Annotated in this window: 25 protein-coding genes; 10 read left to right on the forward strand and 15 right to left on the reverse strand. The window is 63.4% G+C overall.

The features are described 5' to 3' along the window. The first annotated feature begins 58 nt into the window (after positions 1–58). Both ACL02S_RS00280 and ACL02S_RS00285 read left to right on the forward strand, forming a co-directional pair. Positions 59–1,204 (forward strand): acyl-CoA dehydrogenase family protein, encoded by a 1,146-nt coding sequence (locus ACL02S_RS00280; protein WP_412800180.1) that lies wholly within the window; start codon positions 59–61, stop codon positions 1,202–1,204. Continuing rightward, entirely contained in the window at positions 1,188–1,850 is a 663-nt protein-coding gene (locus ACL02S_RS00285; protein WP_412800181.1) for a TetR/AcrR family transcriptional regulator, read from the forward strand. The genes ACL02S_RS00280 and ACL02S_RS00285 overlap by 17 nt, the downstream gene beginning before the upstream one ends. Positions 1,851–1,882: 32 nt before the next feature. Here ACL02S_RS00285 and ACL02S_RS00290 read toward each other — a convergent pair whose 3' ends face one another. Further along, complete coding sequence (locus ACL02S_RS00290) at positions 1,883–2,284, reverse strand: cold shock domain-containing protein (protein WP_412800182.1); 402 nt, start codon at positions 2,282–2,284, stop codon at positions 1,883–1,885. Positions 2,285–2,471: 187 nt separating this feature from the next. Here ACL02S_RS00290 and ACL02S_RS00295 point away from each other — a divergent pair, with 187 nt between their 5' ends. Further along, a complete protein-coding gene (locus ACL02S_RS00295) occupies positions 2,472–5,498 on the forward strand; it encodes a tetratricopeptide repeat protein (RefSeq protein WP_412800183.1) in 3,027 nt (1,008 codons plus the stop codon). An 80-nt stretch (positions 5,499–5,578) separates the two neighbouring features. Here ACL02S_RS00295 and ACL02S_RS00300 read toward each other — a convergent pair whose 3' ends face one another. Then, on the reverse strand, positions 5,579–6,205 hold the full coding sequence (locus ACL02S_RS00300; protein WP_412800184.1) for a TetR/AcrR family transcriptional regulator: 627 nt from the start codon (positions 6,203–6,205) through the stop codon (positions 5,579–5,581). Between the two features lie 163 nt (positions 6,206–6,368). On the opposite strand from ACL02S_RS00300, the gene ACL02S_RS00305 reads away from it, so the two are divergent. Then, positions 6,369–7,895, forward strand: a complete 1,527-nt coding sequence (locus ACL02S_RS00305) for a condensation domain-containing protein (RefSeq protein WP_412800185.1) — start codon at positions 6,369–6,371, stop codon at positions 7,893–7,895. Positions 7,896–7,948: 53 nt separating this feature from the next. Here ACL02S_RS00305 and ACL02S_RS00310 read toward each other — a convergent pair whose 3' ends face one another. The 4 genes from ACL02S_RS00310 to ACL02S_RS00325 are packed head-to-tail and all read right to left on the reverse strand — an operon-like array spanning position 7,949 to position 13,354. Continuing rightward, complete coding sequence (locus ACL02S_RS00310; protein ID WP_412800186.1) at positions 7,949–9,274, reverse strand: pyridoxal-phosphate dependent enzyme; 1,326 nt, start codon at positions 9,272–9,274, stop codon at positions 7,949–7,951. Then, positions 9,274–10,773, reverse strand: a complete 1,500-nt coding sequence (locus ACL02S_RS00315) for an alanine racemase (RefSeq protein ID WP_412801063.1) — start codon at positions 10,771–10,773, stop codon at positions 9,274–9,276. The genes ACL02S_RS00310 and ACL02S_RS00315 overlap by 1 nt, the downstream gene beginning before the upstream one ends. A gap of 5 nt (positions 10,774–10,778) precedes the next feature. Continuing rightward, complete coding sequence (locus ACL02S_RS00320) at positions 10,779–12,077, reverse strand: heavy-metal-associated domain-containing protein (RefSeq protein ID WP_412800187.1); 1,299 nt, start codon at positions 12,075–12,077, stop codon at positions 10,779–10,781. Next, positions 12,074–13,354: an aminotransferase class V-fold PLP-dependent enzyme gene (locus ACL02S_RS00325; protein WP_412800188.1), complete on the reverse strand. Its 1,281-nt coding sequence runs from the start codon at positions 13,352–13,354 to the stop codon at positions 12,074–12,076. Before ACL02S_RS00325 ends, ACL02S_RS00320 begins: the two co-directional genes overlap by 4 nt. A gap of 124 nt (positions 13,355–13,478) precedes the next feature. Between ACL02S_RS00325 and ACL02S_RS00330 the strand changes: the two genes are divergently transcribed. Then, positions 13,479–13,910: a pyridoxamine 5'-phosphate oxidase family protein gene (locus tag ACL02S_RS00330; protein WP_412800189.1), complete on the forward strand. Its 432-nt coding sequence runs from the start codon at positions 13,479–13,481 to the stop codon at positions 13,908–13,910. Here ACL02S_RS00330 and ACL02S_RS00335 read toward each other — a convergent pair. From ACL02S_RS00335 to ACL02S_RS00350, 4 genes are all read right to left on the reverse strand, one after another. Continuing rightward, on the reverse strand, positions 13,907–14,341 hold the full coding sequence (locus ACL02S_RS00335) for a CBS domain-containing protein (protein WP_412800190.1): 435 nt from the start codon (positions 14,339–14,341) through the stop codon (positions 13,907–13,909). The genes ACL02S_RS00330 and ACL02S_RS00335 overlap by 4 nt on opposite strands. A gap of 157 nt (positions 14,342–14,498) precedes the next feature. Next, positions 14,499–15,686, reverse strand: a complete 1,188-nt coding sequence (locus ACL02S_RS00340) for a PucR family transcriptional regulator (RefSeq protein ID WP_412800191.1) — start codon at positions 15,684–15,686, stop codon at positions 14,499–14,501. Between the two features lie 229 nt (positions 15,687–15,915). After that, positions 15,916–16,152 (reverse strand): hypothetical protein, encoded by a 237-nt coding sequence (locus tag ACL02S_RS00345; protein WP_412800192.1) that lies wholly within the window; start codon positions 16,150–16,152, stop codon positions 15,916–15,918. Between the two features lie 219 nt (positions 16,153–16,371). Next, a complete protein-coding gene (locus ACL02S_RS00350; RefSeq protein ID WP_412800193.1) occupies positions 16,372–17,169 on the reverse strand; it encodes an SAM-dependent methyltransferase in 798 nt (265 codons plus the stop codon). Positions 17,170–17,546: 377 nt separating this feature from the next. On the opposite strand from ACL02S_RS00350, the gene ACL02S_RS00355 reads away from it, so the two are divergent. Both ACL02S_RS00355 and ACL02S_RS00360 read left to right on the forward strand, forming a co-directional pair. Next, the gene (locus ACL02S_RS00355) at positions 17,547–17,768 is read left to right on the forward strand and encodes a DUF397 domain-containing protein (protein WP_412800194.1); all 222 of its coding nucleotides are present in this window, start codon (positions 17,547–17,549) and stop codon (positions 17,766–17,768) included. An 89-nt stretch (positions 17,769–17,857) separates the two neighbouring features. Then, positions 17,858–18,745: a Sco1979 family transcriptional regulator gene (locus ACL02S_RS00360; RefSeq protein ID WP_412800195.1), complete on the forward strand. Its 888-nt coding sequence runs from the start codon at positions 17,858–17,860 to the stop codon at positions 18,743–18,745. A gap of 206 nt (positions 18,746–18,951) precedes the next feature. Here the strand turns inward: ACL02S_RS00360 and ACL02S_RS00365 are convergent, their stop codons facing one another. The 4 genes from ACL02S_RS00365 to ACL02S_RS00380 form a co-directional block, all read right to left on the reverse strand. Continuing rightward, the gene (locus ACL02S_RS00365; RefSeq protein ID WP_412800196.1) at positions 18,952–19,179 is read right to left on the reverse strand and encodes a hypothetical protein; all 228 of its coding nucleotides are present in this window, start codon (positions 19,177–19,179) and stop codon (positions 18,952–18,954) included. A gap of 293 nt (positions 19,180–19,472) precedes the next feature. After that, a complete protein-coding gene (locus tag ACL02S_RS00370) occupies positions 19,473–19,775 on the reverse strand; it encodes a putative quinol monooxygenase (protein ID WP_412800197.1) in 303 nt (100 codons plus the stop codon). A 58-nt stretch (positions 19,776–19,833) separates the two neighbouring features. Then, positions 19,834–20,493, reverse strand: a complete 660-nt coding sequence (locus tag ACL02S_RS00375; protein WP_412800198.1) for an NAD(P)H-binding protein — start codon at positions 20,491–20,493, stop codon at positions 19,834–19,836. Between the two features lie 34 nt (positions 20,494–20,527). Further along, a complete protein-coding gene (locus tag ACL02S_RS00380) occupies positions 20,528–21,112 on the reverse strand; it encodes a DUF2599 domain-containing protein (RefSeq protein ID WP_412800199.1) in 585 nt (194 codons plus the stop codon). A 458-nt stretch (positions 21,113–21,570) separates the two neighbouring features. On the opposite strand from ACL02S_RS00380, the gene ACL02S_RS00385 reads away from it, so the two are divergent. Next, positions 21,571–22,623, forward strand: coding sequence for a fused (3R)-hydroxyacyl-ACP dehydratase subunits HadA/HadB (locus tag ACL02S_RS00385; protein WP_412800200.1), 1,053 nt, complete (start codon positions 21,571–21,573; stop codon positions 22,621–22,623). A gap of 45 nt (positions 22,624–22,668) precedes the next feature. Here ACL02S_RS00385 and ACL02S_RS00390 read toward each other — a convergent pair whose 3' ends face one another. Further along, positions 22,669–23,703, reverse strand: a complete 1,035-nt coding sequence (locus ACL02S_RS00390) for an alpha/beta hydrolase family protein (RefSeq protein ID WP_412800201.1) — start codon at positions 23,701–23,703, stop codon at positions 22,669–22,671. A gap of 17 nt (positions 23,704–23,720) precedes the next feature. Here ACL02S_RS00390 and ACL02S_RS00395 point away from each other — a divergent pair, with 17 nt between their 5' ends. Together ACL02S_RS00395 and ACL02S_RS00400 are read left to right on the forward strand one after the other, a co-directional pair. Continuing rightward, positions 23,721–24,599, forward strand: a complete 879-nt coding sequence (locus tag ACL02S_RS00395; protein ID WP_412800202.1) for a PaaX family transcriptional regulator C-terminal domain-containing protein — start codon at positions 23,721–23,723, stop codon at positions 24,597–24,599. 105 nt (positions 24,600–24,704) lie between these two features. Continuing rightward, complete coding sequence (locus ACL02S_RS00400; protein WP_503129039.1) at positions 24,705–25,649, forward strand: Sco1979 family transcriptional regulator; 945 nt, start codon at positions 24,705–24,707, stop codon at positions 25,647–25,649. Positions 25,650–25,818 lie beyond the last annotated feature (169 nt).

A 25,818-nucleotide genomic window follows, 5' to 3' on the forward strand; every position in this document is an offset into this window, starting at 1 on the left:
GGGAATCTGGGAGTGGAATGCCGACAAAGTCGGCGTGCGACGAGCAAAGGATCGAGCGATGGCACGTGCGGCGTGGAGTGACGACGAGGCCGAGGCATTACGCGACCTGGCGAAGACCTTCTTCGAGAAGGAGGTTGTCCCGAACGAGGAGAAATTTGTTGCACAGGGGCATCCCGACCGCGCGCTCTACAACCGCGCAGGCGAACTCGGATTGCTGTGCCCTGCGGTTCCGGTCGAGTACGGCGGCGGAGGCGGCACCTTCGCACATGAGGCCGTGATTCTCGAGGAGCAGGCGCGCGCAGGCGACGGTGCGATGGGTATTCCGGTGCACAACGCGGTCATCGCACCCTATCTCGCCCATTTCGGTTCCGAAGAGCTCAAACAGCGGGTGCTGCCCAGGGCCGCCAGCGGTGAGCTGTTGTTGGCGATCGGCATGACCGAACCGGGTACCGGATCGGATCTGCAGGCTCTCAAGACGCGCGCGGTGCGGGAGGGGGACGAGTATGTGATCACCGGGTCGAAGATCTTCATCACCAACGGCTGGCTCTGTGATGGCATCCTCATCGCCGCCAAAACCGATTCCTCCAAGGGAGCGTCGGGGGTATCCCTGTTGTTCGCCGAAGTCGGCGACGACGTACCGGGTTTCACCCGTGGGCGCATTCTGAACAAGATCGGCGGCAAGGCCCAGGACACTGCCGAGCTGTTCTTCGACGGTCTGCGCGTGCCCGCGACCAATTTACTCGGCGGAGTAGAGGGGCAGGGCTTCTACCAGATGATGCAGATGCTCGCGCAGGAGCGCCTGGTCACCGCGATCCTCGCGGTCGTAATGATGGAGAACGCGGTACAGCTCACCGTCGATTACACCAAGGGCCGTGAGGCGTTCGGCAAGCCACTGTTCGCCATGCAGAACACCAAATTCGAGCTCGCCGAGTGCGCGACCATCGCCAAGGTCTCCCGCGTTTTTCTCGACGATTGCATCAGCAAGCACTTGCGCGGCGAACTCGATATCGCCACTGCGGCCATGTCGAAGTATTGGCTGACCGATCAGCTGGGTATTGTGGTTGACCGCTGCCTGCAACTGTTCGGCGGCTACGGCTATATGACGGAGTATCCGATTTCCCAGCTCTACACCGGCGCCCGCATCCTGCGTATCCTCGCGGGCACCAACGAGGTGATGAAGGATCTCATTGCCCGGTCTCTCTGATACCAAGAGCGTGATCGCGGACGGTAGCGTCGACCCGGTGCTACCGCGCCGCCGGCGGCTCGAACCCGACGAGCGGCGGGCGCAGATCCTCGATTGCGCGATCGATATGTTCGGTGAGCGGCCCTACGCGGCTGTGTCCACCGCTGAGCTGGCGCAGCGGGCCGGTGTGGCTCGTGGGCTGATCAACCACTATTTCGGCAATAAGCGCGATCTCTATCTCGCAGTGGTGCGGCGGATGGTGACGCTACCGAGACTCGACGACATGATCGTGCCGACGGGCACCGAGCGGGAACGTGTCGAGGCCAGTGTGCGCTGGTTGCTCGACACCATCGCCGAGCACGGCAGTACCTGGGTCAAGGTGACCAGCCACGAGGGTGTCGGTGACGACCCCGAGGTGCAGCAGATCCTCGACGCCGCCGACGACGCAGCCGCCGAACGTTTGTTGCTGATGATGGGGCTCGCCGATTCGGCGCACAGTACCGAACTGTGCGCGATGATCCGTGCTTATGGTGGACTGGTCAAGGTCGCGGGCCGGGAATGGATCACCCGGGGTACCCTCACTCGCGCGCAGGTCCACGAACTGCTATGCGACATACTGCTGACCCTGGTCACCGAATCGTTGCCGAAAGTGGACCGCAGCCGGTGAACCCGCGCGGCCGCCTGCACTGACTTCGTCGCTCAGTTCTCCAGCCAACCCTGCTGATCGGCGAATGTGGTGAGCCGGTCGCGGATGGTGAGGATCTCGCCAGCGGTGAGAGCGGGGCTCGCGTCCAGGAGCAACTCGGTGATCAGCCGTTTGTGCTCGGAGACAGTGAGTTGTCCCGCCACCGGCTTGTCCTTACCTTTGTGCCGGGGAAGTGGTGCGGGCTGTCCACCGACCACAGTGAGATTGACCGCCTTGGGTCCGCGATCACCTTCGGTGACTTCGAATTCGAACACTCGACCCTGGCGCAACTCGTCCTCGTCCAGACCGATGTCGTTGACATGGACGAATACGTCCGGTCCACCATCCTCCGGTCGAATGAATCCGAACCCCCGAGAGCCGTCGAACGACACCAATTTCCCGATGGACACCAACACCCGCTCCTCATTGCCGTGGCTACGTAGCCACTCTAGTCCTCGCTCCGGCCGCTATCGGAGGAAAGCGCCTTTTGTAACGAGTTGAAAACAGCCAGTCGCTGTCTGGAGCGCCTTTCGATATCCCGGGGTCCGGGACGAGTCCACTGCCCGGGTGAGCCGGATTCGGCCGCGCGGGTATGTTTCTTGCATGGGAGGACGGCTCGCCCTGGTAGTGGGTTCGGAGTGCACGGCACTGGGGAGATTGGGGTTCATCGAAGAACTCGCGGGTGAGTTGTATACGAGTCTGACCGGGCGGGGCGGTTGGCGGCCGGTGCCAGGTACCGACGGTCCGGTGCTGAATCCTACTATCGCGCAACTGTTCACCGCTGTCGATGCGGCGTTCGCGGCGGCCTCGGAACAACAGGCCACCCTGCTGCTCGGTTTCATCGGGCACGGTGTGGCGACCAGTGCGGAGGATTTCTTCCTGCTCGGCTACGATTCACCGGAAGTGCCGAACTCGCATACCGCGTTTCATCTGACCCAGGAGATCAGGGAGCGGCTCGGCCGTACCGCGCTGGACGGGCTCGTGGTGCTCGTCGACGCCTGCGAAGCAGGACAGGGAGTCCGCGGTGCCGCGCGGCGGTGGACCGATCTATTGGCCCGATCAGGCGGGCGGATGGAGTTATTGGTCGCTTCCGGTGACGGACCCGCGTACTCGGGGTGTTTCACCAAGACCATGCTCACCACCTTCGATATCGGCTTGCCGATGCGTGGGGAGAATCTGCTGCCTTCGGATCTGGTCGACCCGGTCGCGACACACTGCGTATATCAGCAGCCGCAGCACCTTTCCTTCAATTCCGGTGCGGTATCGACGGTGCAGGGCGCCGATCCGGGGCTGTGGTTGGTGCCGAATATCGCGCGGCACCGAGATGCGGTGAGTGGGCGTTCGGCCGCCGGGCTCCTCGATCAGCTGACCCGGAGCTTGCTGGTAACCCCTACGGTGCGTATGCGGCTCGACACGATCGTCGACGCGGGTAATTATCGGCTTCGCGCCTTGGTGGGTCCGGCGGGTGCGGGCAAGTCGACGTTGTTGGCCATGTTGATCCGTCCCAGCCTGGTCGATGGGCTCGCGCTCACCCCCGAATACATCACCGCCGCGGTGTTTCTGACGGTGAACAGCTCGGTGGAGTCGGTCGCCGAGGAGTTGTCCGCGCAGCTCGACGCCCGGCTGCCCGGTTTCACCGAGGCGGCGCGTGCTGCCCGCGCGCATCGGATCAGAGACGAAGTCGACATCTTCGACACCTTGGTCCGGAATCCTCTGGCATGTATGTCCGCCGCGGGTCGTCGGGTCACCCTGGTATTCGACGGGCTCAACCAGCCTCCGGAGGGAGCGCGGCGTCTGCTGGTATCCGCGATCGCCGACCTGACCCGGTGCGAGGATCTGCAGCATGTGCGGGTGATCGTCGGTTTCCGGCCCGGCTACGGTGTCGATGCCGACCCGGCGTTGGTGCATATGCATCGGATCGCGGTCACCGAGCCCGCCGCCGATGATATCGCCATGGTGGTGCGGTCGGCGCGGGAAACGGTGTCGTCCGGTCCGGTCGACTGGACCGGCTGGATCCAGCAGTTACTCGCCGAGACCCCGACAGACAAGAGCGGCTCCAGGGTGGTGTCGGGCGGTTGGTTGCTGGCACGCATTCTGCTGGAGATCGCCGCAGGGCTGACCGACAGAGCCGTCGCAGAGGGAATCGGACTCGATCGGGTTGTCGCGCTGCGGGTGCAGACGGCGTTGCGTGCGGTCGATCCCGAAACCGCCGCGGCGACCGGTGTTTTGCTCGTGGTCTTGCTGGCGGCAGGTGTCGGCCCGGTCCTGCCGCTCGAGCTGCTGGAAGCGGCACTGCTGTCTCTGGGGGTGGATCTCAGCACTGCCCGGATCCGTGATATCGCGGTGAACTTCGGGGCGCTGATCACGCGTAGTCACCCCGGTACCGTGCACGAGTCGATCGGTGTGACCCACAGTGCGCTGTTGTCCGCGCTGCATGCCGAAGGTGACCGGCTCGCCATGCCGCTGGTGGATGCCCACCGTGCCCTCATCGCGGCGATCCAGTCCAGTTCCGGTGCCCGCGTCGCCGACTACGCGCGCGGTGCGGCTGTGCGCCACTGTCTGGCCTACGGCGATTCGGCCCTGGCGATCGACTTCCTGTCGAAGCTGGAAACCGGGAGATCGGCCGATGATCGTGACTTGTGGGCCGCATGGCTACCCGACTTCCTCGAGACCATGGGACCTGAACATCCCGACACTTTCATCACGCGGGACCGATATGCCCACCACCGTGCCGAAAGCGGCGATCTGCTCGGTGCCATCGCCGATGTCGAACGATTACTCGCCGATCGACTGCGGATCTTCGGCTCCGATGACTCGAATACGTTGCGCACCCGGCACCGGCTGGCCAGTTACCGTGCCCGTTGTGGTGACTACACGGGCGCGGGCGAGGAACTGGAGCAGTTACTCGCCGACCAAGTACGCCTACTCGGTCCCTGCGCCCTCGAAACCCTGCGTACCAGGAACAATCTGGCCTCCAATCATGGTGATCTCGGCAATTTCGCCGGTGCCATCGCTCAATTCGAGCGCCTGCGTGATGACCGTGCCCAGGTGCAGGGGCCGGATCATCCGGATACCTTGAGCGCTCGCAACAGCTTGGCGTACTGGCGTGCCGACAGTGGTGATCTCATCGGCGCGCGTACCGAATTCGAACAACTGGTGGCCGACTCGTTGCGGGTTTTCGGGGCCGACCACCCCGAGACGCTCGGTGCGCGTAACAACCTCGCGGCATTTCGCGCCCGCAGCGGTGATCTGGCGGGGGCGCGGGAGGAATTCACCCGGCTGCTCGGTGATCGCTTACGTGTCCTCGGCCCCGACCACCTCGATACTCTGCTGACTCGCGGACAGTTGGCTACCTACCGCGCGGAAAGCGGCGACCTCCCCGGTGCGATCGATGATCTGGAAGAACTCCTCGCCGACCGGCTGCGGGTGCTCGGTCCCGATCACCCGGATACTCTGGGCACCCGCAACGATCTCGCCACCTGTCGCGCCCGCAATGGTGACCTGCGTCGCGCGGTCATCGATCTCGAGGTGTTGCTCGCCGCGGAATTGCGGGCCCTTGGTCCCCGACACACCGCCACTGTCCGAACCAAGGAAACCTTGGCCTATTGGCGCGGCCGGACCGGGGACTAGCCGGACACCTCCTGATCGCTCCTCCGGAAATGATTCGCTCTTCTTCGGCAGGGCCGGGTCCGTGAGCGGCGGGTGTGCGTTCAGGAGCGGTACATGGCGCGGTACGCGGTGAGCGTCGCGACGCAGTGCTCGATGATCTGTTCCCTGGTCGCGCGCAGTGATCCGTTCAACCATGCCGAGAACATGCCCGCGTTACCACTGGCCATGGTCACCGCGGCAAGCCTGCGCCGGACCGGATCGTCGATATGACCGAACAAATGGTCCTGCATGATCCGGGTGAACACCGGCATCACCGCGAAGGTGGTCTGGCCGAGGCCGGTGCTGGAATACGGTTCGACCAGAAACAGCCGTGATTTGCGTGGGTCGGCGAGAACTTTGTCCACCAGGATTTCCGATAGCGCACGGTCCCTCGATGGGTCGTCCGCGGCGGTGAAAGCCGTCATCGGCGCCAGGAATTCGTCGGCGACCTGGCGGTAGAGTACGTCGAGCAGCTCGTCGCGGCTGGCGAAGCTCTCGTAGAAATAGCGGTCGGTGAGGTTGGCATGGCGACACACCGCGCGCATGGTGACCCCGCTCGCGCCTGCTTCACCGATCAGATCGAGGGCAGCTTCCAGTAGTGCTGCCCGGCGCGTTTCTCTGCGTTCGGTGAGCGTTGTTCCGCCCCAGATTCGCGGGCTCCCGTCGGCTGATTCTCGATCTGTGCGCACGGCCCAACGATAGTGCCTGGCGATGGCCTCGCCCGGTCCTCGGTACCGTACCTCGAGTCTTGTGAAATGAGTCTTGCACGGTTGTAGGCTCGTAACTACTGATTTACCTGTACCTGTTACCCTCCCCGGATCCGTCGATGACTTCAAGTGGAGGCAGACACGCATGAACGACTCCGCTGTAGCGCTCTCGGCGAATACTGTGCTCGCAGCGAATACGGTGCCCTCGGTGAAAGCGGTGGCCGACGGACCCGGACCTGGGCGCAAAGCAATTCCTGGTGTGCGTCGAACAGGTCAGTATATCCCAACACCGCCGCCGCGTCGAACTTTGCCGCTGGCTCGTAGGCGACGTCCTGCGTACATACCGCTCGCACCTGCGCAGGAGCGGATGTGGCATGCCGCGCGATCCGGGAAATCGAGTGATTGGAATGTTGCCAAAGCGGTGCGGTTGTCCGGGCCCGAGCTACGACCGGAGGCGCTCGCCGCGGCGATCGATGATGTAGTCGCCAGGCATGAGCCGTTGCGCACTCGCTATCCGGCGACCGCGCTCGGACCGGCCCAAGTAGTCCTACCGGCGAGCGAGGCCAGGGTACGGCCCGCGCTCGTCACCGTCGACGAAGCCGAATTGCCGCACCGCATCGCGGAACTCGCGGCGAGTGAATTCGATTTGGCCGTCGACCTTCCGCTGCGAGCCGGTCTGTTCGTACTCGGTCCGCAGGACATCGTGCTGGTGCTCGTGGTGCACCATATCTCGCTCGACGGTCGTTCTATCGCACCGCTGCTGCGCGATCTCGTCATGGCGTATTCCGCCAGGCAGGCAGGGGCCGAGCCGACCTGGACACCGCTGCCGGTCGACTATGTCGACTACACCCTGTGGAAACACGCTCAGCTCGGTGACTATTCGGATGAGTGGAGCCGCGCCACGCAACAGCTGTGCTACTGGGCCAATACCTTGGCAGGCCGGACCGCAGTGCTCGAATTCCCTTATACGCGTGCGCGTCCGGCTGGTGCGCGCAGCGCGGCGGGGGAGATGGCTCCGGTCGCATTCGATCCCGGTGTACACCGTGCGTTGCTCGACCGGGCGGATGCGGCGCAGGCCAGCCTGTTCATGGTGTTGCAGGCTGCGTTCGCGGTGGCGGTGGGGGCATTCTCCGGCAGCGCCGATGTCACCGTGGCCACCACGGTGGCGGGCCGGGACCATCACTTGCTGGACGACCTGGTCGGTAACTTCGCCAATGATGTACTGATGCGCGTGCGGCTCGACCGGGCAGGCGATGTGGATGAGTTGCTCGAGCAGGTACGCCGAGTGGCGTTGGCCGCGTTCGCTCATCCGGACACGCCGGACCAGCGGCTGAAACGATGCTTGCCGGAAGATACGGCCGGTCCGTTGTTCCAGGCGACGCTCATCCTCCAGCGCGGTGCGACGGGCAGGCCTGCCGAGGCCGACCCTGAGGCCGGACTGACCATCACCGAGATCGACACCGGTGTGATCCGCGCCAAGCACGATCTCGAATTCGGTTTACTGGAGCACTACGACGAGGCAGGCGCGCCCGTGGGCATCGATGGGGCGCTCATCTATCCGACCGACCGGTTCGAACGCCACACGGCAGTGGCCTTCGTCGAACTGTTCACCTCCATTGTGCAGTTGTTCGCCGGCGGATATCACGGGCCGCTCACAGGTCTTCGGTTATAGCCACTTGCCGAGCCACGGTGGCAGAATGCGGTGGCCGGAATGCCTGCCAGAGGTCAGCCGCTTTCCAGGGGAAATCCCGCGTCGCGCCAGGCGACGATGCCGCCGGCGAGGCCGGTGGCATCGTATCCTGCTTGCCTGGCGCGCGCGGCGAATCGTAGCGCCAGCTCACCGACAGGGCAGACGAAGACCACCGGTCGTGATCGCGGAAAGGGGATGCCGTGGTCGAACATATCCTCGAGCTGGTCGTCTCGAATATTCAGCGCGCCGGGCACATGGCCGATGCGGTATGCCATCGCGCCTCTGGTGTCTACGATGGTCGGCCGGTCGGTCCGGTCCAGTTCGGCGAGCTGCTCCGGGGAGAGGGATGGTGTCGCGGCTAATTCGGCCGTGCTCGGCTCGGTGCCCCGTCCAGCGCGGCCGAACAGGTCCGGTCGGCGCTTTTTGATATATGACAGATATGGCTCGAGGCGATCACAGACGATGATCACCGCGACAACGGGATCTTCCGGATCTGTTGTCGCTGGGTCGAGTGCACCGAGTACTCGCAGTGCGGCGGCATAACTCGCGCCGCTCGTGGGGCCGGCGAGGATGCCATAGCCAGTGGCCAGGCGTACAGTCGCGGCCACGGCATCACTCGCAGCCATGGTCACGATGCGGTCGTAGAAATCGGGCTGGAACAGTCCGACATCCCACATTTCGTTTTCCGATCGGATACCGGGAATGAAGTCCGATCGTTCGGATACCACTGCGATGGTCTGTAATGCGGGGTTGTACCTACGCAGGTAGGTGGCGGCGCCACGGGTGGACCCTGTGGTACCGAGTCCACCGATCATATAGTCGATTCTGGCGATGCCATCGGCCGCGAGGTCCTCGTGGATCTCCCGACCGGTGCCGTGATAGTGGGTCTCGACGTTCTTGTCATTGGTGTATTGGGATAGATGGTGATAGGCACCGGGGTGCTTGGCCATGGTCGACTCGATCACCGAGTAGACATCGTTCGGTGTGGTCGGATCCGGGCATTCGGACAGTCCGGGAAGTTCCACGATCTCGGCCTCCAGCAGCTGGAGGAGTTCGCGGACCTCGGTCACTTTGATCCGATTGGTCACCGCTCGCAGGCCTATGCCGTATACCGCGCCGAGACAGCGCAACGCCTTGGCCGTATTCCCGCTGGACGCCTCGATAAGAGTCCGCCCGTCGGCGCGGATCGCGCCCACATCATCGCGGATCATGCCCCAGGCCGCCCGGTCCTTGACCGAACCGAACGGGTTGTGTGATTCCAATTTCGCGTAGAGCTGGATGTTCCTCAACCCGTGTACCGCGGGATCGAGCCGGAGCAAGGGGGTGTTTCCGATGAGTTCGGTGATGTGGTCGTAGCGCATCAGCGGGCCCCGGCGGAACGGTTCGGCGTGGTGACCCCGTCGGCAGCATGTGACATACCGCGGTGCGGCGACACGGGTTCGGTGTGGCCATCCGGTTCGTAGTCCGCGTCGCGGACGATCCGGAAGCCTTCCGGGTCACGAGTGACGGCGAGTTTCGCGGGCAGTGGATGCATCGAGGCTGTCGACGCGGATAAGTCCATGTGGTAGGCGGCGGTATTCGGGAATACGATCGGATCGCCTGGCCGGGGGCGGGAAGGCAACCACACCTTGTGATTGGTGATCAGATCTCGTTCCAGGCACAACCGACCTGCGAGATATACCCCGACCGGATCGAGCTCGGCTCTCGTAGCGGGCCTGCGGGGGAGCAGGATCGGATCGACCATGACTTCCTGGTCGGCTGGTGTCACCGTGTCACGACTGAGATCGACGTGCACCAGCACACTGCCGTCGGCGGCCTCCTTGACGAACTCGACAGTGGCCACAGTAATGCCCGCGTGGTCGACCAGCGCCTTGCCCGGTTCCAACCACACCTCGAGTACGTTGTCCCGTGCCACCTGCGCCACGGTGCGCCCACCTTGGTGTTCCAGCGGTGCGGTCAGCAGATCGTCGAGCATGTCTGCCGCGGGGATGGTGTTGGCGTATTTGTGGAATACCGGTGTGCCGTGCACCGCACCGTCGGTGACGTAATAGCCGAAAGTGTTGTTGCCCCAGCTCATCGGTGCACCACGACCGAGCAATGACTCGCGCAGCGCGAGCACATAGGCATCGAATTGCGCGGCGTCGGCCGTGAACACTTGCCGGAATCCGCCACCGATATCCAGTACCCACGGTGTCAGGCCGCGATGATGGGCCTGCTCGATCGCACGGAGACATACATCGATGGCCCGGACTCGTTCGCCGAGGTCACCGGAGTCGAGGTGGAAGGCCACACCGAGGAAGGCCAGTTGTCCGCGATATGTCGACAGCAGGTCGAATGCCTGTTCCAGCTGCGCAGGCGGGATGCCGAACCTGGTCACCTGCCCGATATCGAATCCACCGACCCGCAGCAGTACCGGAATCCGGGTGCGTTTCCCGGCGAGTTCGGCGATTCGGCCCAGTTCCCAGAGGTTGTCGACATTGATGGTCACCTCGCGGTCGATCAGCTCGCGCAGAAACGCTTCCCCTTTCGGCCCGGTCACCTCGATATGGGCCGGATCGAAACCGGCGTCGATAGCGCTGGTCAGTTCTTGCCGTGAGGCGACGTCGATCGCGATGCCCGAGTGCGCCGCAGTGCGGACCAAAGCGTGGGACTGGTTCACCTTGTGCGCATAGCAGATCCGGTGCCGCGACAGTCGTCCATCCAGTACTTTCCGCAGTTCGGTGAGATTATCCGTGTAGACCTTCGGGAATATCAGATGTGCCGGCGAGCCGAACTCCGCCAGGGTTCCCGTGACCAGGCCAGGGGTATCGAGGAAGTCCGCCACCAACGGAGGCAACTTCGCGGGCAGTGTCGGCGGCATCCCTGTCACAGCGCGGTTTCCGGTGCCGAGGCCGACGTTGCCCGCGTCGCGTTGTCCGGCTGCTGTGCCACCGGGTTGTAGCCACCGTCCCGGATCGCCTCGAATGCCCTGGCCCGGTTGCGCGGACTGCGGAACTCGGCGACCACTCGTTTGCTGTCCAGATCGATATCGGCTACGTGGACTCCCATCGATTCCAATACCCCGCCGATTGTGCGAACACAATGTTTGCAGGTCATATCCGGGATATAGAACACCTGGTCGGTAGTGGCGTGGTCCACGGCTGTCTCGCTGTGTTCCACGCCGACTTCGGCGAGCACACAGCGGTCGGCGATCTCGGTGAAAGTCGCGACGAACCGATCGACTACGACCGGGAGAATGCTGTAGTACCCGCTGTCGAATCGATGCGGCATAGCGGCCAGGCACGCAGGGCGGGTACCGGAGGGGAGTAACGCGTACTGCCGGGAGATCAGATCGAGTTCCTCGTGGTACTCGGCGATGGCCTCCGCCACGGTGCGGCCCTCGGTAGTGGTGGCTCGGTGCATTACGGTATGCGCTTCGGCGATGGTCGCGTCCTTCATCGCGCGCAGTGTCCGCACGGTGTGCGCCGAGTAGCGGACCGTACCGTCGGGCTGTGGAACGAGGGTCACCGGAATCATCCCACGTCGATAGGTAGCCGCCTGTAATTCCCAATACCACTGGGTGGCCACCGCGGTGAACAGGCCGGAAGCCTGTAGTCCCGTGGCGAATTCGGTGGCATCACGATAGGGGGTCTGTCCGGCGAGCAGTGCGTGCTGGGCCAGCGTACGTCCGGTGGCTTCGATACCGACCCGGAAGATATCGCGCGGATCGTGATCGGTCGTCGTCCCGGCCAGCACCGTGCGTTCCCATGGTCCTAGTCGTGAGACACGCTCGGCGAAGCCGAGGTCGGCATCCAGCGCCAGCCATAGCGCGAGGACGGTCTCCCGCATCGCGATCGGCACAAGGGGACCGAGACCATCGGTGTGGAAGTACCCGGTATTCGGAGTGCCATCGCTGTCGGTCCAGACGATCCGATGCGTAGCACTGGTCACCTCATCGGCGCGGCACGGCCGCATGAAGCGCTCCAGATACAGTCGCTGCGAATAGGTGAGATGGCTGCCCTGCTCGTGACGCAACGCGGTGCTCACGAATTCGAAGCGACGTGGCGGCGGCGGCGATATCGGTACGGTGAACAGCTCGGGATACGCCAGCTCGGCCAGCACCATGGAGGCGGTTCGGCGGTCATAGCTCGAGGTGTGTCCATAGCTCGGTATGTCGATACTCACGTGATCTCCTCGGCGATAGACCGCACGCATGCGACGAAGCCGTCTATCTCGTCGGGTGTGTTGTAGATGTGCGTGCTGACCCGCACCGAACCCGTATCGTCACCCCCGGCCGGAAGGCACTGTGTACCGGTGCGTACCAGGAAGCCCGATCGGCTCAACACGAATCCCAAGTCGGTTGCCGAGATCCCTTCCAAGGTGAAAGAGGCGATGCCGTACCCCGCCGCATCCGCCGCATAGGCGGGCCCTGGCAGGAACGTGAGACCCGGAATGGGCCGTAGACCCTCGATCAGGCGCGCGGTAAGGGCGCGATTGTGCGTTGCGATAGCACCGACGCCGAAAGACTCCAATACCTCCAGTGCGCTGCCGAGCGCGAGAATGCCGGGGATATTGGGGGTTCCACCTTCCAGCAGGCCGGGCATCTTCCCCGCGGCCAGCCCGGTCGCGTCCGGCCGCACCGCTGAGTTGCCACCGGGCAGGAAAGGTATGAGCCGATCGTGCACTCGCCGGTGGCAGTAGAGTATGCCGGTGCCAGGAGCGCCGAACATCTTGTGTGCGGCGAAGATCGCGAAATCCGCGGCGAGCGCGGCTATATCGACCGGAAGGTGTCCGCCGCTCTGCGAGCAGTCGAAGCACAGCAGGACGGTTGGGTCGATACGTCCGCGCAATCCAGCCAGGGTGCTGAGCCCGCCGAAAACATGGTGCAGGTGACTGGTGGTGATCAGCCGGGTTCGTGGCGTGACCTTGGCCAGAATATCGTCGGTGTCCGCCTCGCCTGTGTCGGTTACCCGATAGGGGATCAGCTCTATGTGGCGACCGGCACCGGCGAGCAGCCCGCGCAGATGAAGCCACGGATACACATTCGAGGCGTGATCGCTGGCGTTGTAGAGGATTTCCTCGCCATCGGCGAGCGTGGCCAGCCCCCAGGACAGCGCGACGGCGTTCACCGCGGCAGTGGCGCCGCCGGTGAAGACCACCTCGTCTGGATGTTCGGCCCCGATGAAGGCGGCGAACTGTTCCCGGACCCGGGCGATGCGCGCGGTGAGGCCGGTGGCCCATGGATAGGTACCGCGGCCCACATTGGCGGTGTCCGCACTGTGATAGCGGTGGATCGTCTCGATGACCGGCAGCGGTTTCTGCGTGGTCGCTGCGCTGTCCAGGTAGACCTCGGTAGTATCGGTGAGCGCCGGGAACAGTGCGCGTGCCGTGGTGTGCTGTGGTGCCGGTGACCAGAGTTTCTCCGCCTGCGTGTCCGGTGATCTCGAGGCAGGGGATCGCATCGTGACGCTCCCTTCCTCCGCTGTTCGGACGTTATCCACGATACGCATTTTCGATATGAACTTCGAAGCTTTGACACGCACAATGTATTTGTGGACAACGTCTTTCGTGATCAGCGTGGAAGCTATGCCGATGTCCCCGCAAGAGCGTCAAGAGTTTCTCGCTCAGCCGCATATCGCGGCACTCTCGGTGTCTGCGGGCGCTGGTCGTGGTCCGCTGACCGTCCCGATCTGGTATCGGTACCGTCCAGGAGGGGAGGTGTGGATATCGACCGGACCGAAGTCACGGAAGATGCGTCGTATTCGGGAAGCCGGGCGGTTGACCCTGATGGTGCAGCAGCTCGAACCGACTGTTCGGTACGTGAGTGTAGAGGGCCCGGTTACCCGGATCGCCCAGACGTCCGACGAGATGCATCGAGAGATGGCCGCACGGTATCTGCCCGCCGGATCGGTCGACGGCTATTCGAGGACGGCCGAGGCCTTCGGTGACCAGGTCGCGGTCTACCTACGACCGGAGCACTGGCTCTCGGCCGATCTGGGTGACCCCAGCGCGTTCTAGTACTTACCCTGCAGATACTCGACGAGGTGCTCGTGTTCGGTCGCCAGTTCGGAGATCGCGCTCTTCACCACGTCGCCGATGCTGACGATGCCGACCAGCCTGCCTTCGTGCATCACGGGCAGGTGCCGGACGCGGTGTTCGGTCATGGTGCGGCGTAGGCTGTCGACCTGGTCGTCGAGGGCGCAGGTGCGCACATCGGAGGTCATGATCGCCGAAACCGGCATATCGAGCAGACCGGCGCCACGGGTATGCAGGCAACGCACCACGTCGCGTTCGGAGACGATGCCCGCGATGGTATCGCCGTCCGGCGAGACGACCACCGCGCCGATATTTCGCTCGATCAGTGCGGCGATCAGCATATGTACTGTTGTGTCCGGCGCGACCGTGACTACGGCGTTGCCCTTTCTGCGCAGGATCTCGGAAATCTGCATACTTCACCATCCAGACGTCGCGGCATTACCAGGATCTCAAGTTCACGACTCGGTGACCAGCACGAATCCGTTACGGGCGGCGTGTGGATCACGGTATCCGCACCGTGGAGGCCTCGATATTTCAGAGGCATCGATATTTCAGAGATGTCACGATATCTCAGGGACGCCGGGTGATGTTGCCATCGAGGTCGCGCGCGAGCAGCGCGACCGTGGCATAGGAGATGCCTGCCGAGGTAGCCAGATCGATCGAAGTCAGCTGGGCGACGCGGCGGAGCCGGTAATCCACGGTGTTCGGGTGTACATAGAGCTGGCGTGCGGTGAGCTGCCGGTTCATATCGTTGCGGAGGTAGACGCGCACCGTGTCGAACAGTTCGGGATGGGAATCCAGCGGATCGAGAATGGTGGCTATCCGCTGGGTCGCGGTGCCACTGTGCGTGAGCTGATATTCGATGGCCAGGTCCGACATCCGGTAGAGGCCGGGTGGCCGGGCACAGGCCCTGGCCAGGTTGAGCAGTTCATGGGCCTGATCGGCCGCTTCTGGTATCCGGTCGGTGCCGCTGGGGACCACCGTCGCGGTGAGCGGTACCTCTGCCGCGTCGGCCAGCAGCTCCAGCGCCGCTGTGCCGAAATCGGTTCCACCGTGCTCATCCAGCGGGATGAGCACGGTGCCGCCTTTGGTGCTGAGCAGAGCCAGCGCCTGTGCGGTGAACACGGTGGTCAGCTCGGATTGCAGCTTATGTAGTGTACGGCGGGCGACGATATCGCTGTCGATCTGTGGGTCTTTTTCTTCCGGGTGCGCTGGAATAGCCAGTGCGACCACCTGATAGGACTCCGCGATCGGAATGCCTGTCTGCCGGGCCAGCGCCGAGCTGCCGTGACCGCTCAGCAGCGCCGAGGCGAGCGTCTGTGCTGCGGTCTGTTGCTCTGTGACGACCAGTCGCCGCTGCTCGAGGTAAGCATCCGTCACCACCGCGGTGATCATCTCCAGCAGCTCGTGGACGAGATCGGCGGTGATCAGGATCGCATCGACATCTTCGGCTGTAGCGGGCTCGATGATCAGGCCGAAGACGATGCGCAACCCTTTATGGCAGGTACGCAGGATGGCACTCAGCGCAACACCATCGCGTGCCCACCGGCTCGCGATGGTGCGTACCAGGTCGAACTTTTCGCTATCCGGCACAGTGCGCTGGTCCAATACCCCGGCCATGAGCTCGAGGAAGGCATGAGCGAGGTCGGTGGTATCCCGGCGTAATCGCTTACCGGGCACAGCAGGGGAGGGGGATGCGCAATGCTCGAAGTACCCGGTTATCCGGGCGGCCACATACTCGGTATCTTGCGGTGACATCGACACAGGCTGTCCGCCGATTTCCAGTACCGAGTCCGACGAGCCGGTAGAAAGATCCACGGCGGAGTAGGTCATGACGAGTTCGCTCCAATGCCACATCAGGCGCGAGTAATGCCGCCCGAGTTGATCGGCTCACTATACGAAAGGGTGCATAGCGTGGCGAGCGATCAGCGAGATTTCTTATGAATTAAGGGAATTTCGTCATAGCCATGGCACAGGATGCTTCGGATCACTCGTCGTCGAGTCCTGCCGAGAGGTACGCGGCGGCCGCCAGCCACTGCCTGCATTGCGGGCCGTGTACTTCGTGGGTGTAGAGGATGTCGCGGGCTTGGCGGTAGGTGAGTCCGTGTGGTTCCACCGCGCAATCGGACAGGCAGAAGCCGGGAGCCGGATGCTGATGCCAGGGTGTGGCATCGGCATTGTCTCTGACGGTAACCCGGCTGGGAGTTCGGAATGGCTGGATCATTCGACTGCCCTTGCGTCTAGCGTGCGACGGAGATGCTCATGTGCTGGTGCGTTGGCGTGAAATCGCCGCGTACCTGCTTGATTTCGAGGATTCTATGTCTTTGTCGCTTGCAGATGCAAGTACATTTGCACGAACTTTTGGAAGAGGGGAGCAGCGCAGGCTGCCTGCCGCGACTGCGACGGCTAGCGCTGCGCCGCTTCCGCTTCGGTATTCATCGGTTCATGGCTTGCGGGCGACCGCGCCATAGGCGGAGATCGGCCGGATCTCGCCTACCTCGGTTTCCTCCGGCTGCCACTGTGTGATGGATACGAAGCCAGGGGGTACCATCTCCAACCCGTCGAAGACGGCTTCGATCTGCGCTTGGGGGCGGGGTATATAAGGAGTGCCGCCGGTGCCGGTGTAGTTCTCGCACAAGGTGACATACGCCTGACTATCGTCGGTGCCGTCCCACATCACCAGGAAGCTGCCCGAGGGGACCGAGTCCAGTACGGTCCGCACGACTCGCAGGAGATCGTCGTAGGTCTTGGCATGGCCGAGCACACCCATGAACATCACGCCGATCGGCTCATCGAAGTTCAGGAAGTTCTTGGCATCGGCGATGATTCGCTCGGGATCGTGATAGTCGGCGTCGATATAGGTGGTAACACCTTCTGGTGTCGTGCTGGTCAGCAGTGCCCGCGCGTGCGTGAGCACCAGCGGGTCGTTGTCCACGTAGACGATCTTGCACTCGGGCGCGACACTTTGGGCGACCTCATGGGTGTTCTGCATGGTGGGCAGACCGGTCCCGATGTCGAGGAACTGGCGAATCCCCCGCTCGCCCGCGAGGTAGCGCACCGCGCGGATGAGGAACTGGCGCGACTGTACCGCCATGGTGGTGATGTCGGGGTCGACTCGGATACCCGCGTCACCTGCTACGCGGTCGACCTCGTAATAGTCCTTGCCGCCCATCCAATAGTTCCAGATCCGCGCGGAGTGCGGGATGTCCGTCCGGATGAGCGGGCTGTTGTCGTCGGGCATGGCTGGACTCCTTGAACTCCTCGGTGACAATGTCCGTGGTGCTGCCGTGCGGGAGGCGATGCGGGTCTCGCACATGACTGTTTTATCGGATAGTGCCCTGTGACAGTACAAGATTCGGACTCGTCGGGTAAACGGGAGCGATCGGCTGATCGCACGGTATTCACGAGGCTTCACAGGGGCTTCTCCTGTTGCTTCGTAGTGTGTTCTCCTGTTGCTTCGCAACCATGCTCTCGCACTGTCGGACCACTGGTTCGAAGTATCAGGCGCACAAGGGCGAACTTCGTGCTATCGTCCCGTGTTGGTGCAAATGCAAGAACGTTTGAACGTGCATCTGCACAAGCCGATTCGCCGAACTGCGGTAAGCGAGGAGTGGGAAGATGTCGGATACATCCACCGACAAGGTTGTCGGGGCATGGCGCAAGAGTTCCTTCAGCAATCCGAGCGGTAACTGTGTCGAGATGGCTGAAGCGTCGAATAATAATGTGGCAGTGCGGAATTCGCGTGATCCTGAGGGAGGCGTCCTGTTCTATACACGCCCGGAGATCGACGCGTTCGTTCGCGGTGCGAAGGCTGGAGAGTTCGACTACCTGACCAGCTGAACGGTAGTATTGGCGGTTGATGCGGTGTGTCTTGCGATAGGTAGTTGTGACACACTGTGGGTATCCCCGGAGTATCGGAGACGAACTCGATGATCGCTGAGCCCGACAACAATGGTCGCGTGCAATCCGTTGTCGCGGAACGTGGTCCGACCGTGCTGCGTATCGCACTGGGTGGCCAGCTGCGCAAGCTTCGCGAAAAGCGGGGTATCACCCGCGAAGCGGCGGGTGACGCTATCCGCGGCTCGCACGCCAAGATCAGCCGTCTCGAGTTGGGGCGTACCGGTTTCAAGGAACGCGATATCCGCGACCTGCTGACCCTGTACGGCGTCCACGACCCAGAGGAGCGCGAGTCGTTCCTCGAGCTGGCCAGGCAGGCCAATGAGCCGGGATGGTGGCACCGCTATAACGATCTGCTGCCACAGTGGTTCGGTACCTACCTGGGGTTGGAACAGGCCGCGAGCAAGATTCGCACCTATGAGGGGCATCTTGTTCCCGGTCTGTTGCAAACGCCCGAATACGCAAGGGCGGTTGTCTCGCTCGGGTACGAGGACGAGGATACGGATCGGCGGGTCGCGGTACGCAAACGCAGGCAGGAGATCCTGTTCCGATCGGATCCGCCGGTGGTCTGGGCGGTGATCGATGAGGCAGTATTGCACCGTCCGGTCGGTGGCGAGCGGGTGCATCGGGAGCAGATTCTTCATCTGATGGCGCTCGCCGAATTGCCGAACGTGACGATTCAGGTGCTGCCTTATGCCGCGGGTGGACATGCGGCAGCAGGGAGCTCCTTCAGCATTCTCCGTTTCGCGGAGCAGGAATTGCCGGATATCGTCTATCTGGAACACCTGACCAGTGCCCTGTATCTCGAACGGCGGCAAGATCTGGCGCTGTATCTGTCGGTGATGGATCGGCTCAGTGTGCAGGCCGAGCGTCCGGAGAAGTCGATCGAGATCATGCAGGAATACGCCGTCGGGCGTTGATACCAGCCGCCAGGCGTTCAGATGTTGCCCTGCCGTAGCAACGCCTGGCGCTTCGGTTTCCGAGTGGGTAGGACAACGGCGCCTGAAATCGACTGATTCGGCAGTGATCACCGTGGTCCGCGTGAAGTGGCGTGTATCAAGGGTAGCGGTGCGTATGGCACATCGGCGTTCCAGCTGTTTGCCGACTATCGGGTGCCCGACCTGTTCTACTGCCGGATAAAACTGGAGGCAATTCGCCAGAAGGTCGCGGGATGCAATGCCTCGAGGTCCCAATCATCAGCCATCGCATGCGCGGTGGTAACAATTCGTTCTATATCGAAGTCGTGCCGTGTCGCCGCACCGGTGGATTCCACGGCATGGATGACATAGGCGACTGCGGTTTCTCGGGAGAAGATGCTACTCATGTGGCCGCTCTGGGCTGACAATGTGCTCATATTTCTACCGTTCGCTGGCTGATGGGCCAGTGGGCGTCGGTTACTCCGAACCGGCCGCCGGCATGTGGTTGTTCCATTCGAACACCCCTGCTCTGTGGCGGTGGCAAGCTTATGGCGAATTCGGCCTCGGCTCACCCACGCGGCCTCCTGTGATTGTTCGCTGTGTAGCGCTGCGGGATCGAGTTTAGGCCGTTGTACCTTTCATATGCAAGCACATCTGCACAACCGATTGCATTTGCGCAGTCTGCATTTCGCGTACGCACGTTCGCGAACGCAATACCCGCGGCAGCGGTTCATTCTCGGCCGAAGAGTACATCTGTGCTGTAGTCGATCTGGGTGCCCGGCTCGACGAATTGATCCGCCGCGGCCCGCCAGGCAAGGAAGTGCTCGGTGAAACGGTGCGCTTCCGCCGCTTCGTCATCGGTGTAGAGCTGGTAGAGGAAGAATCGGTGCGGATCGACCCGATCGGCGCAGACATCGAAGCGTAGACAGCCCGGTTCGGTACGTATGGAAGCATCGGCGCTGCGGGACACCGCCGCGAGAAACGCTGCCCGGGAGCCGGGGCGGATCTTCATCGAAACGATACGGCTGAACACGGATATTCTCCCATCGTGACTACTGACGTCGATCGGCGAGGGGCGAGACGGCTCGGATTCAGCCGGTCAGTTGCGCGATCGCCTGGTCGACCGGAGTTCCTCCCGAAATGAGTTCGAGCGTCATCCCCGAGGTGGGCGCGGCGAGCAGTAATCCGGCGAGAACAGCTGCCACATCGGCCCTCGGGACCTCGGCACGGCCGACCGATGGCGGGCCGAGTGTCACCAATCCGGTGCCGGGAGAGTCGGTCAGCCTGCCCGGTCGTAGGATTGTCCAATCCAGATCCCGTTCTCGGAGATCGTTTTCCGCCTTGGTCTTCGCGTCGATATAGGCCGCCCACTGCTCGCCCATATCCGGCGCGGGAGGCAGGCCGGCGCCCATGGTGGAAATCTGCAGGAAGCGGCGCAGCCCGGCCCGCTCTGCGGCCTCGGCCAGTCGCACCGAGCCGCCCAGATCCACAGTGTATTTGCGGTCCACACCGCTATTCGGACCAGCTCCTGCGGCGAAAAACGCTGCCTGGCAACCTTTTACCGCATCTGCTAGTTCATTGTCGCCGACCTCGGTCAAATCGCACAGCACCGGCTCGGCCCCGGCATCGCGTACGGCGACGGTGTGTTCTGGATTGCGGATGAGCGAGGCGACCTCATGGCCTTCTGTGGTGAGAAGCCGGGCGAGCAGCAATGCGATCTTGCCATGTCCGCCCGCGATGACGACACGCATGGATCATTCCTTTCGGCAGAGGCGGCGCTCGTGCTCAGCGCTCGGGGCCGCCGGGATTACAACCTGCTTCTACTGTGGCCGGGTAGCCGACCGCGGGCCGCCACGGCTCCAAATTCCAGCTCGGCTTGTTCGGCTGGACCAGCCGCGCCCATGCCCAGTGGCAGATGAACTGGTCACGCATGCCGGGTGTGTCCGCGTTCGTCGACTCGGCCCGGATCTCCTGCCACGCCCGTTCCGCCGCGCCGGGGAACGTGGTCTGCCGTCCGGCCGGAGTGGGAAACACCAGCAGTCTCGGTCCGTCGATGGTATCGACCCAGGTGACGTGATCGATCAGTGGCAGGTCGGCATAAGGGTCGACAGCAGGCGCGGTGCTCGACGGGAGCGCGCCCTCGGCGGTTGGCCGACCGGGGATGATGCTGTCTCTGGCCGCTGTGGTGCTTATCGCTGTGGCGTCTGCCGCCGACTCGGTGTCGGGCTCGGCGCAACCACAGGCCACCGCCAGCGACAACAGGCAGGCAGGAAGCAGCGTAGCGGCGCGTCGCCAGGTATCGAGGTGATTCCGATGCCGTTGCGCCACGGTCGAACCTCCTGCGCTCTCCTCGGCATCGCTTTCAGACATACTCTCCTGAGCCTAGCGAGCCTGCGCAGCCCCCGCGAGAGCCCCTGGATAGATGCCTGGTTCGGCCGGAGCGGGTTATCGGAAGCCGTATCGTTCGGTGTGTCTGTGGTGCCGTGGTGTCGTTCGGTGTGTCTGTGGGGCCGCGGTGTAGCGTAGGCGCTCGGTGAGCATTACCGTGGCGATGTTCGGCTATCGATAGGACGATCGACCGGCCGGACGAATAGTCGCATCGAGTTCGAGCGCCCGGCCAGTGCTGATCATGTGACGGCGCCGGGAGGTATCCGGTAACGCGGTGTGTCTGGAGTCGTGATCATGGCCGCGACCGTATCCCTTTCGGTCCGTTGTTCGTATGCCCAGATCCGGTGAGTTGCCGTCCGGCGTCCGTGAGGCTTCGACAGGGCGGGTCGGTCTGGGGGAGGGTGACGCCGAATTCGCGAAAGAGGCATATGACCAACATCATGCATACTGCGTCCGAACAGGCAATGGCGTCGGTGGGACGGCACTATCGCTTGATCGACCACTACGAGGTGGGCCGGGAGAAGATCAGGGAGTTCGCGCGAGCGCTACAGGACGGTCATCCGGCGCACTGGGACGAAGGCGCTGCCGCGGAGTTGGGCTTCGCCGGGCTGGTCGCGCCGTTGACCTTCTCCTCGATCGTGCTCATGGTGATGCAGCGCAGAATGTTCGAATCCACGCTCACCGGCTACGACCTCGGACAAGTACTGCAGGCCGAACAGGCCATCGAAGTGCACCGCCCGATCATCGCCGGTGACCAGGTGCGGTGCGATTGCTATTTCGAGTCGTTCCGGCAGTTCGGTGACAAGGATTTCCTTGTCATCAAAAACGTGCTCAGCAATCAGCACAAGGAGATGTTGCAGACGGCCCACAGCACCGCGGTGGCGCAGACCGGGTCGGATCTCGCCGCCGATCTGCGTGGCGTGGTCGAGGGGGTGATCATGACCGGGCAGTCGGCCGCCGACCGATTGGACACGGCCACCCTGCGGACAACCGAGGCGGACACCGGAGTGGTCGAGTGCTTCGAGGAGCCGGCACAGTACAACCTGCCCGAGGGATTGCCGAGACCGTGGACTGTTCCCGCTTTCACGGAGTTATCCGTCGGGATGGAACTCGCTCCGCGGACGGTGCTGCTCTCGCGTGGTGATCTGGTGAACTACGCCGGGGTATCCGGCGATTCGAATCCGATTCATTTCAGTGATGTCGTCGCGCGCAGTGCGGGCCTTCCCGATGTGGTCACACACGGGTTGCTGACGATGGGGCTCGGAGCCGGATACCTCACCTCATGGCTTGGCAATCCGGCCGCTGTGACCAAGTACGCGGTTCGGTTCGCCGGCTTCGCCCCGGTGCAGGCAACGGAGGCGAGCGCGATCGAATTCCACGGCCGGGTCAAGGAGCTGGATCCCGCTCGTCGCGCCGCCACCATCGCGTTGACGGCGACTTGTGCGGGTCGCAAACTGTTCGGCCGTGCGACCGCGGAGGTGTTACTGCACTGAATCGAGCCGCGGGTTCGCGGGCCGTTGTCCGCGTGATGCGCCCGATCAGGGCAAGGGCGCTACCTTCGCGACGAAGTCGCGTTGGGTGTGTAGTACGCCAGGTGCGTACAGATTGCGTGGTGCGAAGAGTGCGACCAGCGTGCTCTTGACCGTGCTGTCCGCGATGTCGGCGCGCACCATTGCGTGCGTGGCTTCTTGGTGGTGAACGATGTCGAGCAGGCTCTGGTCGGGTAGGTTGCGCCGGTAGCCTGCTTCGGTGTCGGCGATGTCGACGTTCAGATCGTGCCCACCCAGCTGGAGGAGCACCGGAATGCGTACCCGGGTCAGATCGGCTGACGCGTCAGCGGTGTAGTTGCGCTGGGCGAAGCGCCAGCGCTGCTCCGAGATATCTGTTGCGGCTCCGGCCGCTCGTGCCCGCGCATAGCTCGCACCGGCTCGCAGGTACCTCAGGTCCTTCTCACGCTGTGCCAGCGCGGCCGCCACTTCCTCCTGTGTGGCGCCGGACTCGGTGAGCTCGGCGATCAAGTTGTAGCGGCCCTGTTGTAACCAGTTGATCGCAGGTGAGACCGCGATCATGAATCGCAGCCGCGGATCGTGCGCGACGACTTCGGGTAGCACCCAACCGGCCTGGCTCGCCCCCCACAACCCGATCCGGTCGGGGTCGATTTCCGGACGGTCGCGGGCCCAGGCTATGGCGTGGGTGGTCTCCTCGGCGCGGTCTGACATGGTCTGGTCCAGCCAATCCCCTGGCGCGCCGTCGACGCCGGGTTTGTTCCACGACAAGGATCCGTAGCCGGCCTGTGCCAGAGATTCCCAGATCGGGCGGTAGAAGGTGTCGTAGGTGGCGTCGACAGGACCGTCGCCATGCACGAACACTACGAGTCCGAAAGGGCCGTCACCGTGCGGTGGCAGGGCGAGTACGCCGTGCAGAGGTGTCGCTGCGCCGGTGATGATCACCGGCTCTTCCCGGAGTGCGTAGCTGTTCTGGTGTGCTATCCAGCCGCCCGTGCCGACGAGCACCAGCAGTACCGCGAGTGCCACACGCAGGGTCCGGCGCCCCGGCTTCAATCTATCGAACACGCTACGATCGTACACAAATGAACGATTCAACTGAGACGATCGCCGGAAAGATCCCGACCCGGGTGCTGCTGGAGAGCATGGTGCGCGGCGACGGAACCATCGACGCTGCCGAGTTGTATGGCGTCGGCACTGCCTTGGGGATGTCCGACCAGCAGATCCGCTTGGGCATCCGACGTGCCGTCGCGGAGGGACGGATCATCCAGCACGGGCGTGGTCGCCGCGCGGAGTTGCTGGCCACCGATACCATGCGGCAGTCACTCGCGCTCGATGCCGGGTTCGTGCAGTTCGCCTACCGCCAGGATCGCGGTCTCGCTCCGTGGGACGGGTACTGGCATATGGTGGCCTTCGCGATACCGGAAGCCATGCGCCGGGCCAGAGACGGCTTCCGGGCGCGGATTGTCGGGCTCGGTGGCGCCGCACTGCAGGGTGGGCTGTATGTATCACCCAATGCGTGGGAACCGCATGTCATCGATGTGGCCTCCGGATTCGACGTCATGCGACATCTTTCGATGATGACCACCGCGGATCTACGCATCGGTGATATCGATTCCCCGGTACTGATCGCGCGGCAGCTATGGCCGCTGGACGATATCGCGCGGCGCCACCAGCAGCTGCTTGCTACTGTGACCAGGCATCGTGACCGGCTACTCGGCGTACCTCGGAAGCTGCCGCGCATCATCTATCTGAGCACTGCGCTCGAGCTGGCGGCGGAATTCACCGATGCGATGCAGCCCGATCCCTTGCTGCCACGGGAACTGCTGCCCGGTGACTGGGCAGGCGCACCTGCGCGGGCGGCTTTCGCGGAGTGCTGGTCGCGGCTGCGCGATAGCGCCGATGCCGCCGTACCTGTGCTGTTTCAGGGCTATGCCGAGATCATGGATGCCGCCGCGGAGTAGCGCGTGTCGTGTGGGCCGCCATGATGATCTCGTGGATGCGAGTGCCCCTCGGTCAGGTCGGTATCGGTGCTGGAGTGCGGACAGTACCCATGCGAAACTCGGTATATGCATGCTTCGGTAAAGCGGCTGAAAAATGAATCCGCTACTCCCGGAACGACTCCGGCCATCGAGGGCGGTCCGACAGTTTTACGGATGATTCTCGGTGGACGGATGCGCAGGCTGCGCGAGGCGTGCGGTATCTCGCTCGAGGAAGCCGGTGCGGCGATCCGAGGCTCACATTCGAAGATCAGCAGGCTGGAACTGGGGCGGACCGGTTTCCGGCAGCGGGACCTGGTTGATCTGCTCGCGCTGTACGGGGTCACCGATCCGGATGAGTGCGCAGAGTTCAAGCGACTGGCCGCACAGGCGAATACTTCGGGGTGGTGGCATCACGACTCGGACTGGTTGCCGAAGTGGTTCGATACCTATCTCGGACTGGAGCAGGCGGCGCAGCTGATCCGCTGTTATGAGCCGCGCGTGGTACCTGAGTTGCTACAAACCCCCGATTATGCGCGTGCGCTGCTCGTTCTTGCCCATCCTCAGGAGACGGCGGATTCGATCGACCGGCGTGTTGCCTTACGGATGCGCCGCCAGGAGATCTTGACCAGGCGCGATCCACCTCAGCTGTGGCTGATCGTCGAGGAGGCGGCGCTACGCCGCCGGGTCGGTGGATCGCAGGTGTGGCTCGCTCAGCTGGAGCACCTGCTACAGGCCGTTGACGCGCCGAATATCACCGTGCAGATGCTCGCCGACCATGTCGGCGGGCCCGCCATCGCCGATGGCGCGTTCACCATGTTGCGTTTCGCGGAACCGGACCTGCCAGATATCGTCTACCTGCAACAACTCACCGGAGCGCTGTATCTGGACAAAGATACCGACCTCGCCGCCTATCGTGCGGTCGCGAATCTGCTTTCGGTGCACGCCGCACCTCCTGAATACACCCAGGAACTCATCGCCGCGTTACGCCGCCGCCAGCCGGAGACCATGGATCAACCGACGAGTCTCGCCTGAATCCGGGGCACGGCCCCGGATCGCAGGCGGGGTCATCTCGTCGACCACTCACAGTAGTACCGCTCGGCGTTCCGGTTTTCTTGTGCGCGCAGTTCCCGCGGGGCAGGGCAGGTATGGCCGCCCGCAGTGCCGTGTCACGGGCATCGCGGGAGTGGCATCGCCTGATTCC

The organism is Nocardia spongicola, from assembly GCF_047200775.1.
GTDB lineage: Bacteria > Actinomycetota > Actinomycetes > Mycobacteriales > Mycobacteriaceae > Nocardia.